Annotated in this window: 18 protein-coding genes; 13 read left to right on the top strand and 5 right to left on the bottom strand. The window is 36.6% G+C overall.

Annotation, left to right across the window (positions count from 1 at the left end; all coding sequences use genetic code 11):
• Positions 1 to 41: 41 nt before the first annotated feature.
• A complete protein-coding gene (locus tag AC6CH1_RS12015; RefSeq protein WP_498317673.1) occupies positions 42 to 653 on the top strand; it encodes a YIP1 family protein in 612 nt (203 codons plus the stop codon).
• 252 nt (positions 654 to 905) lie between these two features.
• On the opposite strand, the gene AC6CH1_RS12010 is transcribed toward AC6CH1_RS12015, so the two are convergent.
• The 3 genes from AC6CH1_RS12010 to AC6CH1_RS12000 form a co-directional block, all read right to left on the bottom strand.
• Entirely contained in the window at positions 906 to 1,061 is a 156-nt protein-coding gene (locus AC6CH1_RS12010; RefSeq protein ID WP_251686471.1) for a YjcZ family sporulation protein, read from the bottom strand.
• 350 nt (positions 1,062 to 1,411) lie between these two features.
• Positions 1,412 to 2,614: a site-specific integrase gene (locus tag AC6CH1_RS12005; RefSeq protein ID WP_498317671.1), complete on the bottom strand. Its 1,203-nt coding sequence runs from the start codon at positions 2,612 to 2,614 to the stop codon at positions 1,412 to 1,414.
• Positions 2,615 to 2,669: 55 nt separating this feature from the next.
• Positions 2,670 to 3,170, bottom strand: coding sequence for a helix-turn-helix domain-containing protein (locus tag AC6CH1_RS12000; RefSeq protein ID WP_498317670.1), 501 nt, complete (start codon positions 3,168 to 3,170; stop codon positions 2,670 to 2,672).
• A 139-nt stretch (positions 3,171 to 3,309) separates the two neighbouring features.
• Between AC6CH1_RS12000 and AC6CH1_RS11995 the strand changes: the two genes are divergently transcribed.
• The 5 genes from AC6CH1_RS11995 (at position 3,310) to AC6CH1_RS11975 (ending at position 6,259) form a co-directional block, all read left to right on the top strand.
• Positions 3,310 to 3,480 carry a helix-turn-helix domain-containing protein gene (locus tag AC6CH1_RS11995; protein WP_498317668.1) on the top strand — a complete coding sequence of 57 codons (171 nt, stop codon included), beginning with the start codon at positions 3,310 to 3,312 and terminating at the stop codon, positions 3,478 to 3,480.
• A 13-nt stretch (positions 3,481 to 3,493) separates the two neighbouring features.
• Positions 3,494 to 3,760 carry a hypothetical protein gene (locus tag AC6CH1_RS11990; protein ID WP_498317667.1) on the top strand — a complete coding sequence of 89 codons (267 nt, stop codon included), beginning with the start codon at positions 3,494 to 3,496 and terminating at the stop codon, positions 3,758 to 3,760.
• A gap of 63 nt (positions 3,761 to 3,823) precedes the next feature.
• The gene (locus tag AC6CH1_RS11985; protein WP_498317665.1) at positions 3,824 to 4,549 is read left to right on the top strand and encodes an LvrA C-terminal domain-related protein; all 726 of its coding nucleotides are present in this window, start codon (positions 3,824 to 3,826) and stop codon (positions 4,547 to 4,549) included.
• 4 nt (positions 4,550 to 4,553) lie between these two features.
• Positions 4,554 to 5,804: a replicative DNA helicase gene (locus AC6CH1_RS11980; protein ID WP_498317664.1), complete on the top strand. Its 1,251-nt coding sequence runs from the start codon at positions 4,554 to 4,556 to the stop codon at positions 5,802 to 5,804.
• The gene (locus tag AC6CH1_RS11975) at positions 5,801 to 6,259 is read left to right on the top strand and encodes a hypothetical protein (RefSeq protein ID WP_498317662.1); all 459 of its coding nucleotides are present in this window, start codon (positions 5,801 to 5,803) and stop codon (positions 6,257 to 6,259) included. The genes AC6CH1_RS11980 and AC6CH1_RS11975 overlap by 4 nt, the downstream gene beginning before the upstream one ends.
• Positions 6,260 to 6,936: 677 nt before the next feature.
• On the opposite strand, the gene AC6CH1_RS11970 is transcribed toward AC6CH1_RS11975, so the two are convergent.
• On the bottom strand, positions 6,937 to 7,296 hold the full coding sequence (locus AC6CH1_RS11970) for a winged helix-turn-helix transcriptional regulator (protein WP_498317661.1): 360 nt from the start codon (positions 7,294 to 7,296) through the stop codon (positions 6,937 to 6,939).
• Between the two features lie 297 nt (positions 7,297 to 7,593).
• Here AC6CH1_RS11970 and AC6CH1_RS11965 point away from each other — a divergent pair, with 297 nt between their 5' ends.
• From AC6CH1_RS11965 to AC6CH1_RS11940, 6 genes are all read left to right on the top strand, one after another.
• Positions 7,594 to 8,019 carry a MarR family winged helix-turn-helix transcriptional regulator gene (locus AC6CH1_RS11965; protein WP_498317660.1) on the top strand — a complete coding sequence of 142 codons (426 nt, stop codon included), beginning with the start codon at positions 7,594 to 7,596 and terminating at the stop codon, positions 8,017 to 8,019.
• Positions 8,020 to 8,184: 165 nt separating this feature from the next.
• Complete coding sequence (locus AC6CH1_RS11960) at positions 8,185 to 9,531, top strand: NtaA/DmoA family FMN-dependent monooxygenase (RefSeq protein WP_498317658.1); 1,347 nt, start codon at positions 8,185 to 8,187, stop codon at positions 9,529 to 9,531.
• A 39-nt stretch (positions 9,532 to 9,570) separates the two neighbouring features.
• Positions 9,571 to 10,992: a DHA2 family efflux MFS transporter permease subunit gene (locus AC6CH1_RS11955; protein WP_498317656.1), complete on the top strand. Its 1,422-nt coding sequence runs from the start codon at positions 9,571 to 9,573 to the stop codon at positions 10,990 to 10,992.
• A 151-nt stretch (positions 10,993 to 11,143) separates the two neighbouring features.
• Positions 11,144 to 11,866, top strand: a complete 723-nt coding sequence (locus AC6CH1_RS11950) for an NADPH-dependent F420 reductase (protein WP_498317655.1) — start codon at positions 11,144 to 11,146, stop codon at positions 11,864 to 11,866.
• A gap of 415 nt (positions 11,867 to 12,281) precedes the next feature.
• Complete coding sequence (locus tag AC6CH1_RS11945; protein WP_498317653.1) at positions 12,282 to 13,193, top strand: ATP-binding protein; 912 nt, start codon at positions 12,282 to 12,284, stop codon at positions 13,191 to 13,193.
• Positions 13,187 to 13,495 carry an STAS-like domain-containing protein gene (locus tag AC6CH1_RS11940; protein ID WP_498317652.1) on the top strand — a complete coding sequence of 103 codons (309 nt, stop codon included), beginning with the start codon at positions 13,187 to 13,189 and terminating at the stop codon, positions 13,493 to 13,495. Before AC6CH1_RS11945 ends, AC6CH1_RS11940 begins: the two co-directional genes overlap by 7 nt.
• 242 nt (positions 13,496 to 13,737) lie before the next feature.
• Here the strand turns inward: AC6CH1_RS11940 and rpsD are convergent, their stop codons facing one another.
• The gene (rpsD, locus tag AC6CH1_RS11935; RefSeq protein WP_251686472.1) at positions 13,738 to 14,340 is read right to left on the bottom strand and encodes a 30S ribosomal protein S4; all 603 of its coding nucleotides are present in this window, start codon (positions 14,338 to 14,340) and stop codon (positions 13,738 to 13,740) included.
• Positions 14,341 to 14,824: 484 nt separating this feature from the next.
• On the opposite strand from rpsD, the gene AC6CH1_RS11930 reads away from it, so the two are divergent.
• Positions 14,825 to 16,687: a sensor domain-containing diguanylate cyclase gene (locus AC6CH1_RS11930; protein WP_498317650.1), complete on the top strand. Its 1,863-nt coding sequence runs from the start codon at positions 14,825 to 14,827 to the stop codon at positions 16,685 to 16,687.
• Positions 16,688 to 16,704: the final 17 nt, after the last annotated feature.

Genomic DNA, 16,704 nt, shown 5'->3' with positions numbered 1-16,704 from the left:
AGTATAATAGATTGTATACATATTTTTAGGGGGATGTTATTTTGAGTGAGCAATTAACAGGTACAGTCGATGATCGACATACCATATTAAGCATTGCTGTTAAACCCCGAGATACTATTCGTTATGTGTTAACAACCAAAAAGTTATCTTATTTCATTTTCGTTGGTATTATCGGAGTGTTTGCTAGCAATTTAGTCAGCTTTATCGGTAGTGAATTTACAGGGCAATTTACACTAGGGGATATCGTTTATTCAACTTTTCTATTTAGTTTAATACTGTATTTTCTTTCTACAGTTTTATCAGCAGGCGTATTGACACTCTCAGCAAAAGTTTTCGGTGGTATAGGGAAATTTAAAGAAATGTTCCGCATGATCAGTGTGACAATGATTCCTTATATTTGGATATTGCCGGTTCTGCTTTTCTGGATGCAATTCGCACCACAGTCATTTTTCACGATCTCCTATATGGAGACGTCACTAGGTGATTTGATTTTGCAATTTGTTTGCGGAACACTAATTATCATTAGCAGTATTTGGACATATGTCATCACAGTTATTGGAATTTCAGAAGTCCACCGCATTTCTAAATGGAAAGCATTTTTTGCTTCGTTTATAGTAATTGCTGTATTAGGAGCAACTTACTTTGCATTTTAAAAGACATTATTAAATTGTAACGTATTCTAATTCTACGTTTAAATTAAAAGATGCTGCCGCTATATAAGCGTACAGCATCTTTTTTATTGTTAGCGGTCTGCATTGTCTGAGTCAGGAAAAAGATAAATACATTGTCACTGAACTAAAAATTAAAAGGGTCACTGGGGGAAGTGACCCTAATGGCGCGAAAATCAGTAATAAGTAGTTGGAATTATTCCTGGCTAGCTAAAAATTTTTTGTGAATCGATGCTATTAGTAAACAAAAGTAGCGCCGACAATAATTAAAAGAATGAATAGAACAACGATCAGAACGAAAGTTGAGCTATTACCGCCGCTGTAACCACCGCCACCACAGCCGTAACCACCGTAGTTTCCTTGATTTTGATACCCTTCATATCCGTAACCCATTAAATTCACCCCCTTTCCTCGTTATCCTATTCAACTAAGAAAGGTTGATCGGGGCGATTGAACAAATTTTAAAAAAATTTTGCCGAAATTAAATTAATAAAAAAACCACCAAGCACCTGTGAACAGGGCTTGATGGTTTGATTCGAATATATCTGAAACTCGAAAGATTAACGAGAGTAGAACTCTCATAGCCCTAAAAAAATAGGTGCATCAAGGGTTGAAGGAGTATCTACTATTAAATAGCCCCACTTTTAGCCCCAGTTGTATTTTTGCCCACTTGTGGGAAAATTCCTTTTGTACAAAAGACTTTTGTCCAACACGAAAATAACTGAAACTGAAATTCCGTATTGCTACTTAGCTCCACTAGCATTTAACATATTACTAAATACATTAACGGATTCTTGCTCAAGTTCCTTCAAGACATGGCCATAAATTTCATAAATCATAGCTGGTGTATTACCCAAACGCTCCGCGATTACTTTCACATTTTGCCCGCTGTTCAATAATATCGTAGCATGAGTATGTCGTAGACCATGCAAAGTACTTTTTGGTACTTGCTCGCCCTCATCATTTATAATTACAAGCCCAGCAACTTCGTGTACACGCCTAAGCATATACAGTAGGCCTGAGTCCGTTATTGGCTCGCCTGTTTGATATGAGATGAATACGAATGAGTTTTCAGAGTAGCCTATACCAAAAGCAAGCATAGTTTGTTTGCACCACGTTTGGTACTTTTTTAGATGAACCATAACAAGCTCATCAACCAAAATAGTGCGATAACTGTTTTTAGTTTTTGGTGGCCGCGAACCTTTGTTATCTCGTGTGCGCTCAATTGTGATTGTATTTTTTTCAAAATCAATATTTTTCCATTGTAGACCGCAAGCTTCACCGCGTCTAATACCAGTGTAGGCGATAGCAAGAAGGAAAGTATAGTTTGTGATGTTCTCCGTGTCTTTCGCGGCTTTCAGTAGCTTGTTTAATTCAATAGGTGTTAAAAAATTTTCGTTTGTCTCTTGCTGCTGATCTGCACTATTAGAGAATGAAACCTTTGTAAAGCGATTCCGTGATAATATTTCTTCTTCTACCGCGGCATTTATAGCAATTTTAAAAATGTTATGCAACAACCTAACACTTGAAGGCTTATAATCGGCTTCCAGTGCTTTGATATACTCTTTTTGATAGGTTGCGCGGTCTAACTTTTGTAACTTGTAGTGGCCCAATAACGGCTTAATATTCAATCGAATAGCAATTTCACGCTGTTTACGTGTTGTAACTTTCCATTTATTGTGGTTCATTTCATACCAGGTATCAACCCAATGTGCTATAGTTAAATTATCATTTTCAATAGTTTTAATATCACCGCGCAGCGTTTGAGCCTTCACTTCTAAGAGGGCTTTGATCGCTGCCTTTTCTGTTTTAAATCCACTTTTTTTCTTCTCTTTTCGTTTGCCTGCACCATCATAGTATTTATGACGATAAAGCCATAACTTTTCCTCTTTTGCATTGAAATAATAAAATACTTCCTTTTCTTTCAATGATTTGTGTAATTTCACCTTATTCATTCCTTCCATCGTTGGGCGAACGTGTGTATAGGAATAGGTGAGTTGATTAATTATTATTGTTTGAGAACATAGTTTCTGTAATTTTAAGGATTTTTTCTTTATCGTCCTTAGATAAGACTTTACCATTTACTTCAATTAACGTATATGAATTCAAAACTTCTTCTAATGTGATTTTTTCATTAAAATTAACGACATTTCCCTCTAATTTTTCTGTCTTAACTTTTTGTAGTAGTTCAGCTAATTCATCGTTTGTTAATGTTATTTCTAAATCTAAAGAGCCTTTATTCGATTTCGGAAAAGCATTTTTTAAATCTTCATACGTGATCGGTTTCTCAACATACCCAGCTTTAATTAAAAATTCGATATGTGGTTCATCTAAAGCATTAGAGAGTTTTTTTAATACCTCAGGTGAAGGTTTAAATTTATCATTTTCTATTTGAGAAATGTAAGGGTTAGAAACTCCTGATAATTCCGACAGTTTAACTATTGAATATCCTCGAGCTTTTCTCTGTTTTTTTATATGGTTACCAATACTATTTTCAGTCAAATTAGCACCTCCGTTATTATATAATACGTTTTATTTCTTGATATATCAAATCAAAATATCATTAATCTTGACAAACCAAGATAAAAGTAATAGTCTTGGTCTATCAAGAATCTTGATTAACCAAGAAAGGGGACTATAAGTGAAACGAATAACATTAACGGTAAATGAAGTAGCTGAATTATTAGGTGTTAGCGTTACAACTATTTACGTGATGGTGCGTAATAACGAAATTCCTCATAAAAAGTTACGTGGTAAAATCACTTTCCACCGTGAAACCATAGAAAAATGGTTAGCTACACCAACTGGATGAAGGGAGCGTAATTATGATTCAAGAGATTAATGTACAAATTGATAGAAATGCAATTAAGAAACATATTGAAAAGCAACTTGACGACTGTATTCATGCACAATTGTGGTTCGTAGATGCCGAAAAGGTGGCAGCGTTAACATGCATGTCCCTTCGTTTTCTAAATGATGATATTTTCACCGATCCGCGCATGAGAATGATTGAAAAACGTAAGAACAGAAAGCGCTGGTGGCCAGCGAAAGAAGCACTTGAGGTGATTTCGGAAATCACATCAGAGTGGTAAATAAAAATCGCGTTGGGCGAACGTGTAGAGGAGTTTCGGAAAGGTGGCGGAGGTGTGTAGAGATTGCAAAACGGATGGATAAGCCTTCACCGAAAATTAATGGAGCATGAAATATATTCGGATCCGCACTTATTGAAATTATGGATTCATTGTTTGATGAAAGCCTCACATACAAAACGAGAGCAGCTAGTTGGTAGGCAAGTTATAGCCCTAGAACCTGGACAATTCGTTACGGGTAGAGATGCACTTGCAAGGGAATTTAACGCTGGTGCAACTAAGCAAAATATCGTATCAGCAATAACATTATGGCGGTGGCTTTTGATGTTTGAAAGTTTACAAATGCTGAACATCAAAAAAACCACGAAATTCAGCGTTGTTACAGTGATTAAGTGGTCTGAATTTCAAAAGAATGAACAGCAAATGAACAACAAAAGAACAACAAAAGAACAGCCGATGAACACAAACAATAATGTTAATAATGAAAATAAAAAAAATATGTCCAATCAGCAACCTGATCTGTTTGAGATTTGGTGGAGCCTCTATAACAAAAAAATCGGTAAAGCTAAATGCCAAACGAAATTCAGTCAGTTAGTAAAAAAATTTAGTTATCCACAAATTGAAGAAGGCACAAAAAAATATCTACATCACATGCAGCTAAACAACGTTGCTAAACAGTACCAAAAGAATCCACTCACATTTTTAACTGGTGAGCATTTCATGGATGAATACGAAACAGCAGCAAGTGGAGAAGCAGTTCCAGCACAATTAATATTCGATGATGAGGACTGATAACATGGAGCATCAAGTTTTAGAGAGAAATATTCTAGGTACGATGCTAGCTCATAATTACTTGATAAACGATAGCGCGGTACAAGCAAAGCATTTTACAGGTAATATCCACCGTAAAATATACCAAACTATGAAGCATTTAGCAGATAAACAGCAAGTTGCAGATACAGCAACAATCATAGTATCTGTTCAAAACATTGAGGAGATCGGGGGCGATATAAATTATCTATCGTCACTCGAAAGCTTCTCAAACGTAGAGAAATTTGATAGTTGGGTTGAAACATTACTTGAACACTACCAGAAACATGTTTTAAAAAACTTATTAAATAAAGCACAGGCTGATGAATGGGGACTTGAAAAGGTTTTAGAGGAGCTTAGCAAATTAGAAATGCAGTGTGAAAATGATAGGGCCACAGCTTATCAAGAGGCTCAAGCATTATTCACTATGCCTTTCGAGGACAAGCCACAGCGAGAAGGCATTAAAACAGGCATAGAGCAGTATGACGAATTCACAGGCGGGTTGGTAAGCAAAGAATTAACGATCATTGCAGCGCGGCCATCGATCGGGAAGTCCGATGTATTAATTAACTTCACTATCGGAACGCAACAAAAGAATGAGAATGTACTAGCTTTAATTTTTTCATTAGAAATGGGACGAGAGAGCCTCTCAGGGCGGTTTGTGTGCAACATAGGAAAGATTAATCGTAACAAACTTAAAAACCCGTCTATGCACTTCACAGAAGGACAAAAAGAGCAATGGCCGTCCATCATTGGCGAGTATTCCCAAATGGATATCGAATTTTACGACAAGTCATTGCAGACTATCGCTGAAATTCGTTCGAAAGTTCGTAAAGCGGCTTTAGAGAATCCTAATAAAAGAATTGTGGTGTTCATTGACTATCTGACACTTATAGCGCCAGTAGATAACAAAGCCACTACCCATGTACAAGTAAGTCAAATCAGCCGCGATTTAAAAGGCATAGCAAAAGATTTCAATATTCCGGTCGTTTGTTTGGCTCAGTTATCACGCAGCGTGGAGCAGAGACAAGAAAAACGCCCAATGTTATCAGATTTAAGGGAATCTGGAAGCATTGAGCAAGATGCCGACAACGTAGTGCTGCTATACCGAGACAGCTATTACGATGCAAACATGAAAGATGATAAAACACTTGAATTCAATATCGCAAAGCAGCGAGCCGGACAAACCGGCACAATCAAAATGAAATATAACCGCGCTACAGGGAGGATCGCATGAGAAAAGTAAAAGACTTATTACTAGATGCCGTATTTTTTGACAACAACTTTTTAGCATACAGCGTTTATATCGCAGTACAAAAAAACATCGTCACTATGAATGACGATGAAAGCAAATTATATGCCAGCGATCTACCATTTGAGGAAATCCGGCAAGCCATAGACAGCGATAGCCTACTTCTTAAGAAAAATAGCGTGAAGCTATTCATGGTGAAATATTATTTTGAGTATGCCATATATTTGGGGAAAAGTCGAAAGGAAATTGAGCAATTGCATATAAAGTTGTTTAAGGAGCCGCCAGAGCGCGTTGTAGAAGCAACACATAAAAAGCATATAAGTATATATGATGAACTTACCAAGCGAACTTGGAGCTTCTATGACTTACAAGAGCAGGCAAATTCCTTTCCTCTTTTTTGTGGAGTGATGGCAAGTAAAGTTAAAGGAAAAGTGGGGTGATGTCATGAATTACAATCTTGTATGTAAAGACTGTGGCCGACATTAACGTCTTTTTTACTTTTCTTTATTGTCATTATATAAAATCTTTTTGCAGGCCTACATGTTAATGAATGTTAAGGTTGTATATAAAATTTAATGCTCACAAATACGGTAAATATTTGAATATTGCACTTTTAAATGCTAATGAATGCTAACATTCTGTGTAATGTTGAAGGGGAAACTTGTGGTTGTACCTTTGAAATAAGTTTAAACAAAAACATTTAGTAAATCCTTATTTTTAGATTAATAAGAAGCATCCATTTTTGAAAAATCTTTTTATATTTAGGTTAGGTGACTAAAACAGTTGAAACTAAAAGGATCACACATCTTAGATATGTCTAAGATGTGTGATCCAATTTTTGTGGTCTTTTAATAAAGATTGATAATATATAAATAAGTTCGGTCATTTATAATAAAGTTTGATAAAAACCTAAATGCAGGTTTTTTATTCCACAATCGCGCCAGATTGTGGAGTAACACGTAGAGTGATACTACGCAACTAAGATCTTTATTTTAGAGGTAAACGATTCCTTGTTGTGAAAGGAATAATTAGATAAGCCGTATTCATTGGAATACGTGAAATGGTGGTTGTACATATATGTCTTAATTAATTCGACTGCTCTTACTTAATATATTTTTTATTCGGCCTGTTCCCCGTATTGCTCTCCAAATTCACGCATGAATTCAAGCAAAGGAATAATTGCTTCTCCTTTAGTTGTTAACGAATATTCAACTCTCGGTGGGACCACTGGATAGACTTTGCGCTCAATAATTCCATCTTGCTCTAACTCACGTAATTGCTTCGTTAAGGATCCTTGCGAGATGTTATTTAGAAAAAGTTTAATTTCATTGTAACGGCGTGTATTGTCTCTCAAATACCAAATAATGTGATGCTTCCAACGACCTGATAACAAATTTTGCGTATATGCGATACCGTAAAAATCGCGGTGATGATTAATGACCTCTTGATCAAAGCCTTCTGTGCATAATCTTGCCACATGAGCACCTACTTTCTTTTTATGGTACAAAAAAATGTACTATGTCTTTTTTTATTGCCTACTTTTATATTGTTTTGAGGCATTGTATGCTTAGTCACGTACTAATCAAGAATCTTAACAAGGAATACAACCCACAAATATTTAGCCCACTAATTTTATCATACATTTAATTAGTAAGCTAAATAATTTTCAGGGAATCATTTAAATGCCATCTACTACTTCGTTTCATTGACAACAGGAAAGAACGGTTGATATAGTTAGTACGCTAAATATATGAACGGATTGTGAGGATTGTTTATGACAAATAAATTAGATTGTGATATTCGTCAAGCTTTAGATAAAGTTTCGTTTCAAATGCGACGTGCGTACACGGATGAATTAAGAGAATTGAACCTTTATGTTGGTCAAGATAATTTACTTGCGCGCTTATGGGCGGGAGATGGTCTTACACAAAAGCAATTATGTGAACACTTAAAATGTGAGCCACCTACTGTGACGAATATGGTGAAGTCATTAGAGCAAAACGGCTTTATTTACCGTAAAAATGATGCAGTGGATGGACGTGTGATGCGCATTTATTTAACAGAAACAGGTGAAAATCTTCAAGAACCTGTTTCAAAGAAGTGGAAGCACCAGCAAGAGAAATTGTTGCACATGATTTCTCCTGATGAGCGCGTTATCTTACTGGATTTATTAAAACGAATGGAAAATGGCTTATCTTAAATGAATAGGGTGTTTACTTGAGTACTTCTTCTTAAAGTCAGCTTGCGGTTGTAAGTACACAGAAATAATTAGCAAGCTAACTATCTAAACTGATTCGCGATATAAGTGTAACTACTAGAAATAAATAGTTAGTAAGCTAACTATTGGGTGAAAGGGAGAGAAGATATGGAGAAAAAAAAACAAATGCAACTGGCATTACAAATGGTTTCAGGATATGGTGCTGAATTTTCTGCTTGGCGCATGCCTGAAGCGGATCCAGCAGCGTATACAAATATCGACAGCTATGTGGAACGTGCAAAACTTGCGGAGAAAGGGAAGTTTCACATGATTTTCATCGCAGACACGGCGGCGCTAACGGTAGATTTAAATATTCATACACCGATGTTTCCAATGGATCCGATGCTTGCGCTAATGGCAGTCGCACAGGAAACGAAGCATATTGGTTTAGTGGCAACTGCTTCCACAACGTTTAACTATCCGTACAACTTAGCTCGTCAAATGAAAGCGTTAGACGTCATCAGTGGGGGACGCGTGGGTTGGAATGCCGTGACGACGTCAGAGCCGAGAGCAGCTGCAAACTTTGGAGCACAAATTGAAAGCCGAAAAGTACGTTACGACAAGGCGAATGAATTTATTGAAATTGTGCAAGCGCTTTGGGGAAGTTGGGAATTGGATGCATTGAAATTAGATGTTGAAAATGGGCAATTTGCTGATATGTCGAAGGTGCAGCCGATCAACCTTGGTGGCCAGTACTATGCATCACGTGGTCCGTTACCAATTCCACCTTCAAAACAAGGGCAACCGCCATTATTCCAAGCAGGAGGTGGCGAAGAAGGCTTACGACTTGCTGGGCGCTTTGCTTCCGGTGTGTATGCAAATCCATATGATATTGATACGGCGCGTGCACATCGAGCTGCACTACGTGAAAGTGCTGTGAAATTTGGCCGTAACCCAGAAGACATTAAAATGTATGCAGGCTTTATGTTCTCAATTGGTAAAACCCAAGAAGAAGGGTTAGAGCGTCGTCGAAAACTGATGAGCTTTGATGAAAATGAAATTCCAGGACGTGTGCAATATCTAGGTGCCATGGTGGGCTTACAATTGTCCGTGCAGTCAATTGATATTGATCAACAACTCCCAGATGAGATGCTCGTACGTATGTACCCAAATCCGATGGATCCGCGTTCAAAGCGTGCTTTTGACTTATTACAACATGGCTTGTCTGTGCGTGATGTATTAGCTCATGGTGTGATTAATTATCATCCAGTTGTTGCAGGAACTGCCGAACAAGTGGCAGACTTTTTAGAGGAATGGTTTTTAGCTGGGGCGTGTGATGGATTCTCGGTTGTACCAGATAGCGCACACGACGGAGTAAAAGATTTCGTTGAGCAAGTTGTACCAATTTTACAAGCGCGTGGGCTGTTTCATACAGAATATGAAAGCGAAACATTACGCGAAAATATGGGCGTCCCGTTTCAATATGGTCGCCGAGTAGAGAAAAATCTATCCTAGAATATTAAAGATAGAGAAGAGCTTAAAGGGGAAGAATAGATGAATCAACAATACAATACACGCGCCATTTTAGCTGCACTTCTTTTATGCGGTTTTATGGGGATGTTTAACGAAACAGCACTGACGATTGCCATGACCAATTTAATGGATATTTTTCAAATTTCAGCTGCAACAGCGCAGTGGCTTACAACAGGTTTTTTATTGACGCTAGGTATTTTAATGCCAGTCAGTGGCTTATTATTACAAAGGTTTACAACAAGGCATCTATTTTTTGTTTCCACAGCTAGTTTAGCAGTAGGGACGTTGTTAGGTGCAATTTCCATTAATTTTGAAATGCTGCTGCTAGCGCGTGTGTTACAGGCTGTAGGAATGGGCTTACTACTTCCGTTAATGTTTAATACACTATTAGTGATTTTTCCTCCAGAAAAACGCGGGGTTGCTATGGGGTATGTGGGATTAGTGCTCATGTTTGCACCAGCTATTGGTCCAGCTATTAGTGGAATGCTTATTCAGTATTTATCATGGCGGTTCATTTTTTGGTTGTCATTACCGTTTATAGTCATTGGTATGCTAGTCGGGTTAAAGTATTTAGAAAATGTAACAGAGGTCACAAAACCAAGCATTGATGTCCTCTCGGTTGTGTTGTCAACAATCGGTTTTGGTGGGATTGTATTTGGCTTTGGGCAAGCAGGAAAAGCGGGTGGCGGTTGGACAAGCCCAGTAGTTTTAACTTCGATCATCCTTGGTGCATTAGCACTTCTACTCTTTGTTTTCCGTCAAAATCGAGAAGTGCCTTTACTGAACTTACGCGTATTCAAATATCCGATGTACGTTTTAGGTGTAGCGCTGGTGATGATGTGTATGGTAATTAACATGTCAACGATGATTGTGTTACCGATGTTCTTACAAACAGGTGCTGGATTAACGGTGTTTGTTACCGGATTAATGTTATTACCAGGTAGCGCATTAAATGGTGTACTTCAACCAATCATTGGACGAATCTTTGATAAATATGGACCGAAATGGTTAGTAGTACCAGGAATAGTAATGGTAATGCTTATTTTATGGTTCTTTACGACACTAACACCTGCATCATCAGTTGGTTTAATCGTAGCTTTGCATATGGGGTTAATGGCAGGCGTTGCATTGATATGGCCAGCTTCCCAAACAAATGGTCTTAATCAATTACCACCCGAATTGTATCCACACGGGACAGCAGTGATGAACACACTTCAACAAGTGATCGGTGCGTTGGGAACAGCCGTAGCCGTGAGTATTTTAACAGGAGGTATGGATAGGTATTTAGCCAATTCTAATGAACCAGCGGAGCCGTCAGAAATCGCGAATGCGATTACTTCAGGCGCACAAACTGTATTTTGGGTCATTTTAGCGATTGCCATGATTGGTTTTGTATTAGGTTTATTTATGCGACGTTCTACGATTAACAAAGGAACGGCATAGAGTGCTCATTAAAGATAATATGATGAAAGAAATTTTTTAGATGATGAGAGATAGCCGCAGTCCACGCCTGACCTAAAATGAAAGCGTAAAAGCAAGGACAAATGTATAAAATAAACAAATGTAATATAAAACATTTAAAGGAGCAAGGAACATGAAATTTGGAATTATTGGAGCAGGGCCAATCGGTCAAAATATTGCTAAGAAATTAGTGAACAAGGGGCATGAGGTAAAAGTAGCGGATGCACGTGGTCTGGAGTATTTAGATGGGAAAGAGATTGTAGGGTCAGCAGTACGTCCTGAAGAAGTCATTCAATTCATTGATGTACTAATTCTCTCGATACCAATCCAAGTTCTACCAAGCTTACGTTCACTTTTAGAGGAATGTGATGAGGGTGTCATAATTGTAGATACATCAAATTATTATCCATTCCGAAATAATCAAATCGATGAAATTGAAAATGGGGTGGTAGAGAGCGTTTGGGTAACAAATCAGCTTGGCCGTCCGATTATTAAGGCTTTTAACAATCAGCTAGCCTATACATTAGAAACGAAGAGTATAGAAAAAGGAGCACACGGGCGCATTGCGATGACAGTTGCAGGGGACAATCAGGCTCATAAAGAAGTGATTATGAATGTAATCGACGAATGTGGCTTTGATGCAGTGGATGTTGGTTCGATTGCTGAGTCTTGGAAAGTGCAACCAGGGACACCGGCTTATTGCACTGAGCTAACAAAAGAACAAACATTGCACGTCCTAGAGAGAGCAAATAAAGAAAAAGCTCCACTTTTACGCGATCAGGTTATTGCCGAGTTGACTAATTCTTCAGGGCAAGTTGATATTGTAGCATTAAATAGAAAAATTTACGGAGTTTAATACCTTAATTTGCTTTGTGATTAATAAACAAACGTTAGTTGAAATGCAATTCAGCATCGACTAACGTTTATTTAATTTATGATTGATTAGCAAAATTTGGCGCGTTTGTGAGGTAACACAGGTAAAAAATGTTCAAACATCTTTATAAAAAAACTGAATCCATCCTAATTAATCTTTTTTCTTAGCGCTTTTTTATTTATGTTATTTTCTTTACGCTATACGTTAGAATATTTATTTTATGAATTCGTTAATACAGTTAAAGGGAAGATTAAAGAATTTAGACAAGGGTTTAATTTATGGTTTAAAATTGCTTGAGGGGGGCTCCTTCTTTTTTTGTCGAGTTTTGTCGAAGATATTGGATAAATTAAGTGATATGGTATATTGTAGTAAATATAAAGATATTATGAGGTAATTTATGGAGATAACACTTCCCGAAAGACTGAATCGAACTTCAATGTATAGGTTATTAAAACAAGTGGTTACTGAAGAAGGTGATCCGCTTCATGATGAATATGTTTTCAGGATGGATACATGTAGGAAATTTATTGAGCCCATCGGAGTAACATTCATTAACAATTTGGTTGGCTGGTTAAAAATTCAAGAAATACCGGTCGACTTTTATTATACAGAGGATATTGAAATTTTAGCTGATACAAAAGAGCCGCAACGTTTTTTAGATGATTGCGGATTTTTTGAAAAGCATTTAGGCGAAAAAATATATACAAGCTCTTCTTTAAGGAAAACAACAGTAGCGGTCCAAGATATTATAATAGACAATTTTCCATCTTGGTTAAACTTTTCATTTATCCCATGGATTTCGAATACTATTAGTAGATCACCTGAAGAATTAGCAACATTTAAAACTTGTTTAGAAGAGATTTTCAACAATGTCCGTGATCATGCCATGATTGATACAAGTTGTGTATTTGCACAACATATACCTGGGAATGATAACTTAATAATTTCAATAGCAGACATGGGTATGGGAATCATCAATCACATTAAAAGTAATCCTAATTATAGTCATTTTACCGATGAAGAAGCACTTAGAAGTGCTGTTAGGAGAAAGTTCACAACAAAATCAACACCGAAAAATAGGGGTGCTGGTTTAGATATGCTGATATACAATGTAGTAATGAATGCAGGAGGCATAGTTTATATTTACTCAAATAAAGGAATACTGGTTTCAAGGAAAGAAAATGGTAAATTAATACAGGATTTTAGAGAAGCAAATCATTATTATCCAGGTACGCATATTGAAATTCAACTTGATTTATCTCTTGCTGCAGAATTATTTGATTTTGAAGAGGAGGAATTTGAATGGTAAAACGCATAATTAAAGTTAGTGATGTAGTAAACAGCGTTTCTTTTAATCGAGATGGGGAAGTGATCTTTAATATGATTAAAGATGCACTTGAGAGTGGTGAACAAGTTACTGTTTCGTTTGATGGCATTTATGCACTTAATACTTCATTCGTAAATAGTGCCTTCATCGAACTTTTAGAAGACTTTTCCTTTGAAGATATAAAAAAATCTGTGAAGTTTGTTGACAGTACCAAACAAATAAATACGATTATAGCTAAACGATTTAAAGATGAATTAGAAAATGAAATTCTCGCTACAGTGTGAAAAAAGCATCTCAAATGAGATGCCTTTTTTATTTTGTCGCAAAAAAGCGAAAAAAATGAATTTCAATTACACTCACCCATTACTATACACACGTTCGCCCCAAAATAGCCCCACTTTAAGCCCCACTTAGCCCTAATTACTTGCTTTATATTGCATAATAAATAAAATAGAAAAAGCCCCGGAAACATTGATTTAACAACGTTTCTAGGGCTTTTTAAGTTACTCTTTGCAGAGTGAACTAATTAACGAGAGTAGAACTCTACGATGAATTGTTCGTTGATTTCAGCAGATAATTCAGAGCGCTCTGGTAAACGTACGAAAGTACCTACTTTAGAGTCTGCATCGAATGATAAATATTCTGGTACGAAGCTGTTTACTTCGATTGATTCAGCAACAACTGAAAGGTTAGCTGATTTCTCACGTAAAGAGATCGTTTGACCTGGTTTTACTGAGTAAGATGGAATGTCAACGCGGTTACCATCAACTAAGATGTGACCGTGGTTAACTAATTGACGAGCTGCACGACGAGTGCGAGCTAAACCTAAACGGTAAACTAAGTTGTCAAGGCGAGTTTCAAGTAAGATCATGAAGTTTTCACCGTGTACACCTTGTAATTTACCAGCACGTAGGTAAGTGTTTTTGAATTGACGTTCAGTCATACCGTACATATGACGTAATTTTTGCTTTTCAGTTAATTGTAGACCGTACTCTGATTTTTTACCACGAGAGTTCGGGCCGTGTTGACCTGGTGCGTAAGGGCGTTTTGCGATTTCTTTACCTGTGCCGCTTAATGAAATACCAAGACGACGAGATAGTTTCCAAGATGGACCTGTATAACGAGACATAATTGTGTCTCCTCCTTAAAATTGGTTTTTGTTGTAAAAGAAAAAACCAGTTGTACCCGACATTAAACGGTATTCTATTTTCATGTATCTTCGCCCATGCAGCCGAAAGGGTTACACAATACACCATTCTGTCTAAACAGAAGGAATAAAATACTACATTTAAGTTATACAACTACTGCATTCATTTTACACAAAGGTTATTGTATCTTTTTTTTATCTATCCGTCAACAAAGGTGTTTTACATTTTGAAGATAATATGTAGTAAAGAAAAATAAAAATAATTTATCGTTTTGTGGGTATTTAAGCACAAAAGCGGGTAGTAGATAAGAATGGGAAAATACTTTAATATTCAAAAAACAATTCAAATTGGGGTGTTTACTAGAAAAATATAACAAATTTAAATAGTCAATAAGACATAAAATGTGTATACTTGATGTTAAGTGAAAAGAACCGACATCGCAATAGTAAAAGAAAAGGTGATTTAATGGTGGAAAATCAACAAAAGATTGATCAATTTAAATCGGATATTTTAAGCCTTTGTATGAATACGAAATTACAACGAAGTAAATTTTATGATTACTTTTTCCTATTAAAAGAAAACTTAATTAAACACTTTAATATGGAACATTGTTATTTATTTCATGTAAGCGAGAATAAATTGAAACCGATCGACAACTTAGAATTAATGAATGTTGATGTAACATTAGATTTAATACAACCCTATTTTAACGGTAATAAAGTTGTGAAGTTACCCGGGTTTTTTAGAGAACAGCCGTTTTTTGAAAATCATACGGATGTTATGCCACTTATAATAAATGATAAAATAGAAGCTATTATTATATTTAAATATAATCCTGAAAACGCACCAGTACAAGCAGTGCTGACAGAAGAAATTGTAGGAGCGATATCTGCTTCCTATTCATTTTTAACTCAAAATTATGAAGTTTATTCGAATGAGCAAAAGTACCGTAAATTATACGGGATGACAGACCTTTTCCATTCGACGATGGATATCGATGTAATTTTGGAAAATGTCCTCATAACAATAGAAGAAAATTTTCCAGGGCTGGAAGTTGAACTGATCTTGTCAAATGACCAAGATCGCCAAACGAGAGTGAAAATAAAGCCTTTCGACTATTTATCGGAACGCCCTGCAACAATCGAATCTTTCGTGTCGGGTGAATTGAAAGAGGATATAGCCGTTGAACAAAACCGTCGATTATTAAATGTGCCTATAAAAGGGAGACAAGCAATCTACGGGATTTTACAGGTGAAAGCACCCGTCAATTACTCGTTTACAAGTCCAGAAAAAGAATTTATCCGTATGCTTGCCCAAGCTTCAGGAAATGCTTTGGAAAACGCGAAACTCTATCATCAATCACATCGTCTTATCACGGATTTACAGTTAATTAATGAAACTTCCCATCGTTTAAATATGAAATTGACGATTAGTGAAATGCTTTTATTTTTACAAAAGCAAATGTTGAAATCTTTTCAGCCTTTGGAAATTGGCTTCCTGTTTAAGGAAGATGAAAAGTATATCATGACTGAAGCGTGTACAGAACTTTTCAATCGTATAGCATGTAACGTATATATTCAGCATGTGGAAAAACATTTTCATTCGACACAAGACCCATTGTTTATTGCTGATTTCAGCCGTCTTATTTCAGGAGACATTGAGTATAAGTCGATAATGGCCATTCCAATGATTGTAGAAGAAGATATTATCGGGTTTAGCCTTGTATTGCATAAAGAGCCGTATTTTTTCTCCTTTGATAGCTTCAAATTAATGCAATCGCTTATTCACCATTCGTCATTAGCCATTTCCAATTCGGTATTACGTGAACAGCTTCAGGAGATGGTGGATCAAGACCATTTAACAAAGCTTTACGCAAGAAGTTACTCTGATTCATACGTGGAAAAGGCTATTCAAAAGGACGATTCAGGAATGTTTCTTTTAATTGATATTGATAACTTTAAAAAGGTTAATGACACATACGGGCATCAAGTCGGGGATGATGTCATTGTACAAATTGCCAGACGACTGCAAAATGAAATAGGGAAAAGAGGTATTTGCTCGCGCTGGGGCGGTGAAGAACTCGCCATCTATATTCCGAACATTTCTGACAGAGAAGCGATTGAAATTTCAGATGCAATTGTACAAATGGTACCAAATGTAACAAATCCTTCAGTTACGGTATCTGCGGGAATGATTACGTGGAATAAGAGCAGCCGTCCGGATTTCAAAAATATGTTTTTGCAAGCAGATATTGCACTATACCATGCAAAGCGAAACGGAAAAAACCGTCTATGTGTATATGAAAAACCTATGGAACTACAATATTAATGGGAGTACCCGGAATA

Source organism: Solibacillus sp. GQ1 (genome assembly GCF_059758555.1).
Note: the sequence above shows the minus strand (reverse complement) of the source record. Positions and strands in the feature narration are given on the sequence as shown.